This is a genomic window from Pseudomonas batumici, assembly GCF_036585405.1.
Classification (GTDB): Bacteria; Pseudomonadota; Gammaproteobacteria; order Pseudomonadales; family Pseudomonadaceae; genus Aquipseudomonas; species Aquipseudomonas batumici.
The window spans coordinates 2,531,321-2,544,475 of record NZ_CP144470.1; the positions used below are offsets into that span (position 1 = coordinate 2,531,321).

Below are 13,155 nucleotides of genomic sequence, written 5' to 3' on the forward strand. Positions count from 1 at the left end.
ATACCGCGGCGCATCAGGTCGTCTTGCTCACGGGTCATCAGGCCAGTCCCTCCAGCCAACCGCCCAGCGACTGGAAGGCACCGTTGAAGGTGCGATCCAGTTGCAGCGGCGTTACCGAGACAAAGCCTTGCATCACGGCATGGAAATCGGTGCCCGGACCGCCGTCTTCGGCATCGCCGGCGGCGGCGATCCAGTAACCGGCCTTGCCCCGCGGGTCGACCACCCGGGTCGGTGCCGCCGCCCGGGCACGGTGCCCCAGGCGCGTGAGCTGGATACCGCGAATGCGCTCCAGGGGCAGGTTGGGAATATTCACGTTGAGCACCGTCCGTGGTGGCAGTGCCAGCCCTTCATGGGCCTGTACCAGCAGCCGGGCGAAATGCGCGGCGGTGGCCAGGTTGTCGACCTGGCGCGAGACCAGCGAGAACGCAAACGAAGGCCGCCCCAGGAAGCGCCCTTCCAGGGCCGCCGCCACCGTACCGGAATACAGCACGTCATCCCCCAGGTTGGCCCCCAGGTTGATACCCGACACCACCATGTCCGGCTCCTGCTCCAGCAAGGCATTGAGCCCCAGGTGCACGCAGTCGGTGGGTGTGCCGTTGAGGCTGATAAAGCCGTTGGGCAATGCATGGGGGTGCAGCGGACGGTCCAGCGTCAGCGAACTGCTGGAACCGCTTTTGTCCTGGTCCGGGGCAATCACCGTGCACTCGGCATAGTCCGCCAGCGCGGCATGCAGCGCGGCGAGACCGGGTGCGAAAACCCCATCATCGTTGGAAATCAGAATACGCATGAGCTGTCCGTCTGCCCTGCCGGCACCAGATCGACGAGTTCGCGCACCAAAGCAGTGGCGAAGCATCCGGCCGGAAGGACGAATTCCAGTTGCAGAATGTCAGACTCGGGATAATGCCACGACAGCCGACCAATGGGCAGCCGCAGGATGCGACGTTCGTGTTCCATGGCGGCCTTGACCAACCATTGGCACAGTTCAGCCTCGCGTTCGGCCACCGCCTGTTCCAGCGCAAAGGTCGCGCCCGACGCAGGTGACGGGCCTTCGCCCCACTGCGGACCGGTGGGGTGCAGGTCGAGAATGGCCAGGCGCGGGTCGCTGCACTCGGCCTCGGTGGCCGGGAAGAAACTGCGGCTGTCGGTGAACGCCAGCAGGTCGCCGACCTGGGCGCGGTTCCAACTGCCATCGGCAACCCGCGCCGCCAGCACCTGGTTGAACAGGTAGCTGCGGGCCGTGGACAGCAGCCGCGAACGCACATTGCGCTGTTCGGGCAAGGCCTGGCGGGCCGCATAGGCACGGGCCTCGCCCAGGTTACCACCGAGATGACCGAAACGCTGGGCACCGAAATAATTCGGAATACCTTGCCGGGCGATCTGCTCGAGGCGTTGCTGCAGGCCGTCCTTGTCCGCGTTCAATTGGGTCAGGCGCAAGGTGAAGCCGTTGGCGGCATGGGCGCCGCGTTGCAGCTTGCGCTTGTGCCGGACGGTCTTGAGGATGATCAGGCTGTCGTTCTGCGCCGCCGAAAGGTCCGGATCGGCCTTGCCCGGCAGTTGCACGCTGAACCACTGGCGCGTCAGGGCCTGGCGGTCCTTGAGGCCCGCATAGCTGACCGTGCGCAACGGCACGCCGGCGGCCTTGGCGATACGCCGGGCGGCCTCCTCGGTATTCAAGCCGCGCTTTTCCACCCACAGCCACAGGTGCTCGCCTTCCCCGGTCAACGGGATATCGAGGACTTCATCGACCTGGAAGTCTTCAGCCGTGGCCTTGAGCACCGCGCTGCCCAGGACATCGCCATAGGCACGCGGGCCCAGCAGTTCCAGTTCGGTCATGCGCGCAGCAACAAGGCGACGCTATGCACCGCGATGCCTTCTTCACGGCCGGTAAAACCGAGCTTTTCGGTGGTAGTGGCTTTGACGTTCACTTGATCCAACTCAACTTCAAGATCCGCGGCAATCAGCGCGCGCATCGATTCGATATGCGGGGCCATTTTCGGCGCCTGGGCAACGATGGTGTTATCGACGTTGCCGACTTTCCAGCCCAGGGCCTTGATCAGCGATACCACGTGACGCAGCAGCACACGGCTGTCGGCGCCCTTGTAGCTCGGGTCGGTGTCCGGAAAATGCTTGCCGATGTCGCCCAGGGCCGCCGCCCCCAGCAGTGCGTCGCTCAAGGCATGCAGCAGAACGTCGCCGTCGGAATGGGCGAGCAGTCCGTGGTGGTGCGCAATCCGCACGCCGCCCAGGGTAATGAAGTCGCCTTCGGCGAAACGGTGCACATCATAGCCGTGGCCAATACGCATAAAAAAACGCCCCGATGTAAGTCAGGGCGTGATTCTACCTATTTTGCCGGAGATTAACCGCTAAGAGCTGCGTGGTGATGTCGCAGATGATCATCGATGAAACTGGCGATGAAGAAATAGCTGTGATCGTAGCCCGGCTGCAACCGCAAGGTCAGCGGATGTTGCGCCAGCTTCGCCGCCTGCTGCAGCGCCTCGGGCTTGAGCTGGTTGGCCAGGAAATCGTCGCGATCGCCCTGATCCACCAGGATCGGCAGCTTTTCGGCGGCCTCGGCGATCAGCGCGCAGGCATCCCACTCACGCCAGCGCGAACGCTCTTCGCCCAGATAACGGGAAAAGGCCTTCTGCCCCCAGGGACAATCCATCGGGTTGCTGATCGGCGCGAAGGCCGACAGCGACTGATAACGCCCGGGGTTGCGCAAGGCGCAGACCAGCGCACCATGTCCGCCCATGGAATGCCCGCTGATGCCGCGCTTGTCCGAGGCAGGGAAATGCGCCTCGACCAGAGCCGGCAACTCATGCACCACGTAATCGTGCATCCGGTAGTGCTGGGCCCAGGGTTGCTGGGTGGCATTGAGATAGAAGCCGGCGCCCAGGCCGAAGTCCCAGGCCTTGTCCGGGTCGCCGGGCACGTCGGTGCCGCGCGGGCTGGTGTCCGGCGCCACGATGATCAGCCCCAGCTCGGCCGCCAGGCGCTGGGCGCCGGCCTTCTGCATGAAATTCTCGTCAGTGCAGGTCAAGCCGGACAGCCAGTACAGCACCGGCAGCTTGCCGCCCTGCTCGGCCTGAGGCGGCAGATAGACCGCGAACACCATGTCGCAGCCGAGGACTTCGGAATGATGCTTGTAGCGTTTGTGCCAGCCGCCGAAGCTTTTCTGGCAGGACAGGTTTTCCAGGCTCATGACCGACCTCAGAAATGGATGACGCTGCGAATGCTCTTGCCTTCATGCATCAGGTCGAACGCCTTGTTGATATCTTCCAGGCCCATGGTGTGGGTGATGAAGGTATCCAGCGGGATCTCGCCCGTCTGCGCCATCTCCACGTAGCTCGGCAACTCGCTGCGCCCGCGCACGCCACCGAAGGCCGAACCGCGCCAGACGCGCCCGGTCACCAACTGGAACGGACGGGTGGCGATTTCCTGGCCGGCACCGGCCACGCCGATGATCACCGACTCGCCCCAGCCCTTGTGGCAGCATTCCAGCGCGGCACGCATCAGTTGCACATTGCCGATGCACTCGAAGGAGAAATCCACGCCGCCATCGGTCATGTCGACAATCACTTCCTGGATCGGCCGATCGAAGTCTTTCGGGTTGACGCAATCGGTGGCGCCCAGTTGCCGGGCGATTTCGAACTTGGCCGGGTTGATGTCGATGGCAATGATGCGCCCGGCCTTGGCCTTGACCGCACCGATCACCGCCGACAGGCCGATGCCGCCCAGGCCGAAGATCGCCACGGTGTCGCCCGGCTTGACCTTGGCGGTGTTGATCACCGCGCCGATCCCGGTGGTGACGCCGCAACCCAGCAGGCAGACCTTCTCCAGCGGGGCGTCTTTCGAAATCTTGGCCACGGAAATTTCCGGCAGCACGGTGTACTCGGAGAAGGTCGAGGTGCCCATGTAGTGGAAAATCGTCTCGCCCTTGTAGGAGAAACGCGAAGTGCCGTCCGGCATCAGGCCTTTGCCCTGGGTGGCGCGAATGGCCTGGCAGAGGTTGGTCTTGCCCGACAGGCAGAATTTGCACTTGCCGCATTCCGGGGTGTAGAGCGGGATGACGTGGTCGCCCACCGCCACCGAGGTCACGCCTTCGCCGATCGCCTCGACAATCGCGCCGCCTTCATGACCGAGGATCGCCGGGAAGATGCCTTCCGGGTCCGCACCGGACAGGGTGTAGGCGTCGGTATGGCAAACGCCGGAGGCCACGACACGCAACAGCACTTCGCCGGCCTTGGGCAGGGCGACATCGACTTCGACGATCTCGAGGGGTTTCTTGGCCTCGAAGGCAACGGCAGCACGTGACTTGATCATCCGGCAACTCCTGAAAAGTGGATACGAAAGGCCCAAGTGTAAATCATCGACTATTGGTGAATAATCTAGCCAAAAGCAAAACATTATTGCTGCACAGGGATAATCGAATGAGCGAAAACCGCTGGGAAGGCATCGACGAGTTTGTCGCCGTGGCCGAGTGCAGCCAGTTCACCGCGGCGGCAGAGCGCCTGGGGGTGTCTTCTTCGCACATCAGCCGGCAGATCGCCCGGCTCGAGGAGCGCCTGCAAACCCGCCTGCTCTACCGTAGTACGCGGCGTGTCACGCTGACGGAAGCCGGGCAGACTTTTCTGCAGCATTGCCAGCGCCTTCAGGATGGTCGCGAAGAGGCCCTGCGGGCGGTGGGCGACCTGACCAGCGAGCCCAAGGGCATGTTGCGCATGACCTGCGCCGTGGCCTACGGCGAGCGCTTCATCGTGCCGCTGGTCACCACCTTCATGGGGCTGTATCCGCAACTGCGGGTGGATATCGAGCTGAGCAATCGCACCCTGGACCTGGTGCATGAAGGGCTGGACCTGGCGATTCGGCTGGGTCGCCTACAGGATTCACGACTGGTGGCGACCCGGCTGGCGCCACGGCGGATGTACCTGTGCGCGTCGCCGTCCTACCTGGCGCGTTATGGTCGCCCCCATAGCCTGTCGGAACTGAGCCGGCATAACTGCCTGATCGGCAGTTCGGATATCTGGCAACTGGAGCAGGACGGCCGGGAGTTTTCCCAACGGGTGCAGGGCAACTGGCGCTGCAACAGCGGCCAGGCGGTACTGGATGCGGCGCTGCAAGGGGTCGGGTTGTGCCAGTTACCGGACTATTACGTGCTGGAGCATTTGTACAACGGCACGCTGATTTCCCTGCTCGAAGCCCATCAACCGCCGAACACCGCGGTGTGGGCGCTGTATCCGCAACAGCGGCACCTGTCACCGAAGGTGCGCAAGCTGGTGGACTACCTCAAGGAAGGCTTGGCCAAGCGGCCCGAATACGCTGTTTGACCCGTTTTTGTGGAAGCCGGCTCAGCGCCGGTTCGCCCAGCGCAAACGCAACCACTCCAGGTCTTCGGGACGGGTGACCTTGATATTGTCCGAACGCCCTTCGATCAGGCGTGGTGCCTGCCCGGCCCATTCCATCGCCGAGGCTTCATCGGTGACGGTCGCATCGGCCACCAGGCTGTCGGCCAGGGCCCGATGCAAGGCGCCCAGGCGGAACATCTGCGGCGTGTAGGCCTGCCAGATCGAGGCCCGGTCGACGGTTTCCAGCACCCGCCCCTGCTTGTCCACGCGCTTGAGCGTGTCCCGGGCCGGCACGGCCAGCAAGCCGCCCACCGGATCATCGGCGAGTTCGGCCAGCAAGGTGTCGAGGTCGTGACGCGACAGATTCGGCCGTGCCGCATCGTGGACCAGCACCCAGTCATTGTCCGCCGCCCCCAGGGTATGCAGGTGCAACAAGGCATTGAGGACCGAGTCGGCCCGCTCGCCGCCGCCATCGACCCGCTGGATACGCGGGTCAGTGGCACAGAGCAGGCCCGGCCAGTAGGGATCTTGCGCAGCCAAGGCAATCACCAGGCCCTTCAAGCCCGGATGATCGAGAAAACAGCCGAGGCTGTGTTCGAGAATCGTGCGCCCGCCCAGTGACAGATACTGCTTGGGGCGGTCCGCGGCCATACGGGCACCCACGCCCGCGGCAGGAATCACGGCCCAGAAGGCCGGTAGAGAAAAGTCAGTCATTGCGCCAACTGATAGAGGGTTTCACCGTCCTTGACCATGCCCAGTTCATGGCGAGCGCGTTCTTCCACGGTCTCCATGCCTTTTTTCAGTTCAAGAACTTCCGCGTCGAGAACGCGATTGCGCTCCAGCAGACGCTCGTTTTCGGCGTGCTGGTCGGCAATCTGCTGTGTCAGGTCGGCCACCTGCGCCAGGCTCCCATTGCCCACCCAAAGGCGGTACTGCAGGCCAGCCAGCAGCAAGAGCAGAACGAGGAACAACCAATTGGGACTGCGCATCGAATTTCAGTTATCCAGTGGAAAAGACAGCCATGCCAACCATTTCGAACCGACTGATAGCACGAAGCCTGGAAGAACCAGGCTTGTGCTCTCAAAGCATCAGATTAGTGGTAAAAAACTCGCCATAGCGACTTTTCCGACACAATCCGGTGTCTTTTTACCATCTACCGCTTAACCGCGAAACTCGGAGCGACCGTTGTACTTGGCCTTGGCGCCCAGTTGCTCTTCGATACGCAGCAGTTGGTTGTACTTGGAAACGCGATCGGAACGGCACAGCGAACCGGTCTTGATCTGGCCCGCGGCGGTGCCCACGGCCAGGTCGGCGATGGTCGAATCCTCGGTTTCACCGGAACGGTGCGAGATCACCGCGGTGTAGCCGGCGGCCTTGGCCATCTGGATGGCTTCCAGGGTTTCGGTCAGGGTACCGATCTGGTTGAACTTGATCAGGATCGAGTTGGCGATCTTCTTGTCGATGCCTTCTTTCAGGATCTTGGTATTGGTCACGAACAGGTCGTCGCCCACCAGCTGGGTCTTCTCGCCGATCTTGTCGGTGAGGATTTTCCAGCCGGCCCAGTCGGACTCGTCCAGGCCATCTTCGATGGAGATGATCGGGTAGCGCTGGGTCAAGCCTTTCAGGTACTCGGCGAAACCTTCGGCGCTGAACACCTGGCCTTCGCCGGACAGGTTGTACTGGCCGTCTTCGAAGAATTCGCTGGCCGCGCAGTCCAGGGCCAGGGTCACGTCGGTGCCCAGCTTGTAACCGGCATTGGCGACGGCTTCGGCGATGACTTTCAGGGCATCTTCGTTGGACGCCAGGTTCGGTGCGAAACCACCTTCGTCACCCACCGCGGTGCTCAGGCCACGGGCCTTCAGCACGGCCTTGAGGTGATGGAAAATCTCGGTGCCCATGCGCAGGCCTTCCGAGAAGGACTTGGCGCCCACCGGCTGGACCATGAATTCCTGGATGTCGACGTTGTTGTCGGCATGCTCGCCGCCGTTGATGATGTTCATCATCGGTACCGGCATCGAGTAGACGCCCGGCGTGCCATTGAGGTTGGCGATGTGCGCGTACAGCGGCAGGTCCTGGTCCTGGGCGGCGGCCTTGGCGGCAGCCAGGGACACGGCGAGGATGGCGTTGGCGCCCAGGCTTGCCTTGTTCTCGGTACCGTCCAGCGCGATCATCGCGTGGTCCAGGGCCTTCTGGTCGGCTGGATCCTTGCCCAGCAGCAGGTCACGGATCGGGCCGTTGATGTTGCCGACGGCCTTCAGCACGCCCTTGCCCAGGTAACGGCTCTTGTCGCCATCACGCAGCTCAAGTGCTTCACGCGAGCCGGTGGAGGCACCCGACGGCGCGCAGGCGCTGCCGATGATGCCGTTGTCCAGAAGCACATCCGCTTCCACGGTGGGGTTGCCACGGGAGTCGAGGACTTCACGACCTTTGATGTCGACGATTTTTGCCATTGTTGTAAACACTCCAAAGTTGACGAAAACGACGCAGCTGAAGGAAATTTTTTATCGTCGGCAAGCGAATGAAAACGGGCAGTCTTGCAGACGAAAAGGCTCTGAACCTGGGTTCAGAGCCTTGAATCGTGCGGTACTTTACCGGAGATTTAAGGATTACGCGGTTTCTACCGTCGGAAAACTCTTCACCAGTTCATCCAAAGCCTTGAGTTGGGTCAGGAACGGTTCCAGCTTGTCCAGACGCAGGGCGCAAGGACCATCACACTTGGCGTTGTCCGGATCCGGATGCGCTTCCAGGAACAGCCCGGCCAGGCCCTGGCTCATGCCGGCCTTGGCCAGGTCGGTAACCTGGGCCCGACGACCACCGGCGGAATCCGAACGACCGCCCGGCATTTGCAGGGCGTGGGTCACGTCGAAGAACACCGGGTATTCGAACTGCTTCATGATCCCGAAGCCGAGCATGTCGACCACCAGGTTGTTGTAGCCGAAGCTCGAACCGCGCTCGCAGAGGATCAACTGGTCGTTGCCCGCTTCCACGCACTTGTTCAGGATGTGTTTCATTTCCTGGGGCGCGAGGAACTGGGCCTTCTTGATGTTGATCACCGCGCCGGTCCTGGCCATGGCCACCACCAGGTCGGTCTGGCGCGACAGGAAGGCCGGCAACTGGATGATGTCGCAGACCTCGGCGACCACGGCGGCCTGGGCCGGCTCGTGGACGTCGGTAATGATCGGCACGCCGAACGCCTGCTTGATGTCCTCGAAGATCCGCATCCCTTCTTCCAGGCCGGGGCCACGGTAGGAGGTGACGGAGGAGCGGTTGGCCTTGTCGAAGCTGGCCTTGAACACGTAGGGCATACCGAGTTTTTCGGTGACCTTCACGTACGCCTCGCAGACCTGCATCGCCATGTCACGGCTTTCCAGCACGTTCATGCCGCCGAACAGCACCATCGGCTTGTCGTTGGCAATCTCGATGTCGCCTACGCGGATGATCTTTTGGGCCATGCTTCTATCTCTCCGAGATCACGCGTTCTTCTGGTGTTGAGCCAAGGCCGCCTTGACGAAACCGCTGAACAGCGGATGGCCGTCGCGCGGGGTCGAGGTGAACTCGGGGTGGAACTGGCAAGCGACGAACCATGGATGATCCGGGGCCTCGACCACTTCCACCAGCGCGCCGTCACCGGAACGACCGGAAATCTTCAGGCCGGCTTCGATGATCTGCGGCAGCAGCTTGTTGTTCACTTCGTAGCGGTGACGGTGACGCTCGACGATCACGTCCTTGGCATAGCAGTCGTGCACCAGGGAGCCGGCTTCGAGCAGGCAGTCCTGGGCGCCGAGGCGCATGGTGCCGCCCAGGTCGGAGCTTTCGGTACGGGTCTCGACCGCGCCGGTGGCGTCTTCCCACTCGGTGATCAGGCCGACCACCGGGTGAGCGCTGCTGCGATCGAACTCGGTGGAGTTGGCGTCTTTCCAACCCATCACGTTACGGGCGAACTCGATCACCGCCACTTGCATGCCCAGGCAGATACCCAGGTAAGGCACCTTGTTTTCCCGAGCGTACTGGACGGCGGTGATCTTGCCTTCCACGCCACGCAGACCGAAGCCGCCTGGAACCAGGATCGCGTCGACCCCTTCGAGCAGCGCGGTGCCCTGGTTTTCGATGTCTTCGGAGTCGATGTAACGCAGGTTGACCTTGGTACGGTTGGTGATGCCGGCGTGACTCATCGCTTCGATCAGCGACTTGTAGGCGTCCAGCAGCTCCATGTACTTGCCGACCATGGCGATGGTGACTTCGTGTTCCGGGTTCAGCTTGGCGTCAACCACCGCTTCCCACTCGGACAGGTCGGCACCGCCGCATTGCAGGCCGAAACGCTCGACGACGAAATCGTCCAGGCCCTGGGAGTGCAGGATGCCCGGGATCTTGTAGATGGTGTCGGCGTCTTCCAGGGCGATCACCGCTCGCTCTTCGACGTTGGTGAACTGGGCGATCTTGCGACGCGACGAGACATCGATCGGATGGTCGGAACGGCAGACCAGCACGTCCGGCTGCAGGCCGATGGAACGCAGTTCCTTGACCGAGTGCTGGGTCGGCTTGGTCTTGGTTTCGCCAGCGGTGGCGATGTACGGCACCAGGGTCAGGTGCATCAGCATCGCGCGCTTGGCACCGACTTCGAAACGCAACTGACGGATGGCTTCGAGGAACGGTTGCGACTCGATGTCGCCCACGGTACCGCCGATTTCCACCAGGGCCACGTCGGCATCGCCGGCGCCCTTGATGATGCGGCGCTTGATCTCGTCGGTGATGTGCGGGATCACCTGGATGGTGGCGCCCAGGTAGTCGCCACGACGTTCCTTGCGCAGCACGTGCTCGTAGACACGGCCGGTGGTGAAGTTGTTGTTCTGGGTCATGGTGGTGCGGATGAACCGCTCGTAGTGACCCAGGTCCAGGTCGGTCTCGGCACCGTCGTGGGTGACGAAGACTTCACCGTGCTGGAACGGGCTCATGGTGCCCGGATCGACGTTGATGTACGGGTCCAGTTTGAGCATGGTGACTTTCAGCCCCCGCGCCTCCAGGATGGCCGCCAATGAAGCCGAGGCAATGCCTTTCCCCAATGAAGAAACAACACCGCCCGTGACGAATATGTAGCGCGTCATGAAAAACCCTAGAAGTCTGCGTTAAAGCGGTCCGAGCCGCCGGGGAAAGCGAAGGAAGGCCGAAGCCCCCGATTACCTGCGATCATCACAGTGCACCTTTCGAAAAACTGCTGCGTTGAAACGGTCCACGGGTCAAAACCCGCAGTACGGTACGCGCTACACATTTTTTGGAATCGCCCGGCAAAGACAGCCTGGTAATCGGCAACTCCTGCAATTGCTGGCAATCCACAGAAGTTGTATCAAGAAGGGAGCGTAGTCTACCGGAAAGCACCTTTCAGCTCAAACCTTGATCGCTCGAAGGTGGCTGCCAATGTAAATGCCAGTCGCCCAAGGCCCCGCCGTCCAGGCCCGGCAGGTTCGCCACGGCCAGCAACTCCTCGCCCCGGTAGAGCAGCGGCAATCGGCCGCGGACAAACCAGGGCACGCCGCTTTCGTTAAGCAGGCGCTTCAGATCACGGTGTCCGCGGTCCGGCAGGTGCAGCACTTCGCCGCCCTGGCGATAGCGCACCTGCAAGGGACCTGCCGGCGCCTCGCCAACCACCAGCAGCTCGCCATTGTCCGGCAGCTCCAGCGGACGACTCGGACAGTTCCAGGCGATATCCGCCAGCGGCTGGCGCAACCAGGAACCGCTCAACCACCACAGGTGCTCGTCGGCCCGGTGCAGCTCGCCCTCGGCCAGGCGCCATTTGGGCCGGGCGTCGTGGGCGGCATCGCGCAGATCGTCCCAGCCGGCCCAGTGGTCGCTGTCCGGCAGCCGGGTCAGCGGTGCCAGCCAATGCCGCAGGGCGTTGCGCTGCCGGGCCGGGGACAGGTCGATCAAGGCGTCGAGGGCCAGCGACGGCATGCCCAGCCAGACGTGTCGGGAATGCGCCAAGGCATCATCGAGGTCGACTTCGGCCAGTTCGTCGAGCAGTTCCTGGGCTTCGCGCAGGTGCGCGGCGCTGCGCACCATGCTGGTCACCGCCTGCGGCCAGCGCTCGGTCAGCCCGGGGAATGTCTGCTGGCGCAGGAAGTTGCGCGAAAACTGCTGGTCGGCATTGGACGGGTCTTCAATCCAGCGCAGGCCATGCTTATGGGCATAGCGCTCGAGTTCGGCCCGGGAGACATCCAGCAACGGCCGCACCAGATAGCCACCCCCGACCTCGCGCTGCGCCGGCATGGCGGCCAGGCCGCGCACCCCGGCACCGCGCAACAGACGGAAGAGCAAGGTTTCGGCCTGGTCTTCACGATGCTGGGCAGTCAGCAGCACGTCATGCAACTGGGTGACGCCGGCAAAGGCCAGGTAGCGGGCATCGCGGGCGGCGCGTTCCAGGCTGGCGCCCAGTTGCACGCTGACCCGGATGACCTGCAAAGGCACCCCCAGCTCATCGCAGACCGCCTGGCAATGGGCCGGCCAGCCGTCGGCGACCGCCTGCAGTCCGTGATGGACATGCAAGGCGGCAAGCCTGGGCAGGGGCCGGGTTTTCGCCAGGGTGGCGAGCAGGTGCAGCAGGACGGTGGAGTCCAGGCCGCCGGAGAAGCCGATCCGCCAGGTCTGGGCAGTGCGCCAGGGCGAAAGGGCTTCGAGCAGCCTGGAGGGCAAATCGATATCAGGCTGACGCATGGGTTGCCCCCCGCGCTGGCTCACGAACGATAACGCGCGCTATCAGAGACCGTAGCTCATCAGACGCTCGTAACGACGAGCCAGCAGCGCATCGTTGTCGAACTTCTTCAGCATAGCCAACTGCGCGCTGAGTTCAGCACGGATCGACGCCGCGGCCGCGGCCGGATCGCGGTGCGCACCGCCCAGGGGCTCGGCGATCACCTTGTCGACAATGCCCAGGCCCTTGAGGCGCTCGGCGGTGATGCCCATGGCTTCGGCCGCATCCGGAGCCTTCTCGGCGGTTTTCCACAGGATCGAGGCACAGCCTTCCGGGGATATCACCGCGTAGGTGGAGTACTGCAGCATGTTCAACTGGTCGCACACGCCAATGGCCAGGGCACCGCCGGAACCACCCTCACCGATCACGGTGGCGATGATCGGCGTTTTCAGCCGCGCCATCACCCGCAGGTTCCAGGCAATGGCTTCGCTCTGGTTGCGCTCTTCGGCGTCGATGCCCGGGTAGGCGCCCGGGGTGTCGATGAAGGTCAGGATCGGCATCTTGAAGCGCTCGGCCATTTCCATCAGGCGGCAAGCCTTGCGATAGCCTTCCGGACGCGGCATGCCGAAGTTGCGACGGACCTTCTCACGCACTTCGCGGCCCTTCTGGTGACCGATGACCATCACCGGCTGGTCGTCCAGGCGGGCAATACCGCCGACAATCGCCGCGTCGTCGGCGAAATGCCGGTCGCCGTGCAGTTCGTCGAACTCGGTGAAGATGTGGTCGATGTAGTCCAGGGTATAGGGACGACGCGGGTGGCGCGCCAGACGCGCGATCTGCCAGCTGGTCAGCTTGCCGAAAATATCTTCGGTCAGCGTGCTGCTCTTGTCCTGCAGGCGGGAAATCTCATCGCCGATATTCAGCGAATTGTCGTTACCGACCAAGCGCAGCTCTTCGATCTTGGCTTGCAGGTCAGCGATCGGCTGTTCGAAATCAAGAAAATTCGGGTTCATAAGCATCCGTCTTGGGTCGAGCACAGTAGTTTTTACACAGCCTGGCCGGCCGATTGATCTGTATCGCGCCCTACCTTACGGGATATGGCGCGCTCAGGTCGAGATTAAAATAGGG

General features: G+C 62.9%; 13 protein-coding genes. 1 reads left to right on the top strand and 12 read right to left on the bottom strand.

Annotated features, from left to right (window positions below):
* Window positions 1–37 precede the first annotated feature (37 nt).
* Genes surE through NUH87_RS11475 form a run of 5 tightly spaced genes read right to left on the bottom strand, consistent with a single transcriptional unit; the run spans window position 38 to window position 4,323 of the window.
* Entirely contained in the window at window positions 38–787 is a 750-nt protein-coding gene (gene surE / locus NUH87_RS11455; protein WP_338526020.1) for a 5'/3'-nucleotidase SurE, read from the bottom strand.
* Window positions 775–1,833: a tRNA pseudouridine(13) synthase TruD gene (gene truD / locus NUH87_RS11460; RefSeq protein ID WP_338526021.1), complete on the bottom strand. Its 1,059-nt coding sequence runs from the start codon at window positions 1,831–1,833 to the stop codon at window positions 775–777. The genes surE and truD overlap by 13 nt, the downstream gene beginning before the upstream one ends.
* The gene (gene ispF / locus NUH87_RS11465) at window positions 1,830–2,303 is read right to left on the bottom strand and encodes a 2-C-methyl-D-erythritol 2,4-cyclodiphosphate synthase (protein ID WP_338526022.1); all 474 of its coding nucleotides are present in this window, start codon (window positions 2,301–2,303) and stop codon (window positions 1,830–1,832) included. Before ispF ends, truD begins: the two co-directional genes overlap by 4 nt.
* 53 nt (window positions 2,304–2,356) lie before the next feature.
* Window positions 2,357–3,202 (bottom strand): S-formylglutathione hydrolase, encoded by an 846-nt coding sequence (gene fghA / locus NUH87_RS11470; protein WP_338526023.1) that lies wholly within the window; start codon window positions 3,200–3,202, stop codon window positions 2,357–2,359.
* Window positions 3,203–3,210: 8 nt separating this feature from the next.
* Complete coding sequence (locus tag NUH87_RS11475) at window positions 3,211–4,323, bottom strand: S-(hydroxymethyl)glutathione dehydrogenase/class III alcohol dehydrogenase (protein WP_040064787.1); 1,113 nt, start codon at window positions 4,321–4,323, stop codon at window positions 3,211–3,213.
* A 107-nt stretch (window positions 4,324–4,430) separates the two neighbouring features.
* Between NUH87_RS11475 and NUH87_RS11480 the strand changes: the two genes are divergently transcribed.
* Window positions 4,431–5,327, top strand: a complete 897-nt coding sequence (locus NUH87_RS11480) for a LysR substrate-binding domain-containing protein (RefSeq protein WP_338526024.1) — start codon at window positions 4,431–4,433, stop codon at window positions 5,325–5,327.
* 21 nt (window positions 5,328–5,348) lie between these two features.
* On the opposite strand, the gene ispD is transcribed toward NUH87_RS11480, so the two are convergent.
* The 7 genes from ispD to NUH87_RS11515 form a co-directional block, all read right to left on the bottom strand.
* Entirely contained in the window at window positions 5,349–6,059 is a 711-nt protein-coding gene (gene ispD, locus NUH87_RS11485) for a 2-C-methyl-D-erythritol 4-phosphate cytidylyltransferase (protein WP_338526025.1), read from the bottom strand.
* A complete protein-coding gene (gene ftsB, locus NUH87_RS11490; RefSeq protein ID WP_017127138.1) occupies window positions 6,056–6,334 on the bottom strand; it encodes a cell division protein FtsB in 279 nt (92 codons plus the stop codon). The genes ispD and ftsB overlap by 4 nt, the downstream gene beginning before the upstream one ends.
* 171 nt (window positions 6,335–6,505) lie before the next feature.
* Window positions 6,506–7,795: a phosphopyruvate hydratase gene (gene eno, locus NUH87_RS11495; protein WP_338526026.1), complete on the bottom strand. Its 1,290-nt coding sequence runs from the start codon at window positions 7,793–7,795 to the stop codon at window positions 6,506–6,508.
* Between the two features lie 156 nt (window positions 7,796–7,951).
* Complete coding sequence (gene kdsA / locus NUH87_RS11500) at window positions 7,952–8,797, bottom strand: 3-deoxy-8-phosphooctulonate synthase (protein WP_040064779.1); 846 nt, start codon at window positions 8,795–8,797, stop codon at window positions 7,952–7,954.
* An 18-nt stretch (window positions 8,798–8,815) separates the two neighbouring features.
* Window positions 8,816–10,447 carry a CTP synthase gene (locus NUH87_RS11505; RefSeq protein ID WP_040064778.1) on the bottom strand — a complete coding sequence of 544 codons (1,632 nt, stop codon included), beginning with the start codon at window positions 10,445–10,447 and terminating at the stop codon, window positions 8,816–8,818.
* A gap of 274 nt (window positions 10,448–10,721) precedes the next feature.
* Window positions 10,722–12,050, bottom strand: a complete 1,329-nt coding sequence (gene tilS, locus NUH87_RS11510) for a tRNA lysidine(34) synthetase TilS (RefSeq protein ID WP_040064777.1) — start codon at window positions 12,048–12,050, stop codon at window positions 10,722–10,724.
* Between the two features lie 42 nt (window positions 12,051–12,092).
* Complete coding sequence (locus tag NUH87_RS11515; RefSeq protein ID WP_040064775.1) at window positions 12,093–13,040, bottom strand: acetyl-CoA carboxylase carboxyltransferase subunit alpha; 948 nt, start codon at window positions 13,038–13,040, stop codon at window positions 12,093–12,095.
* Window positions 13,041–13,155: the final 115 nt, after the last annotated feature.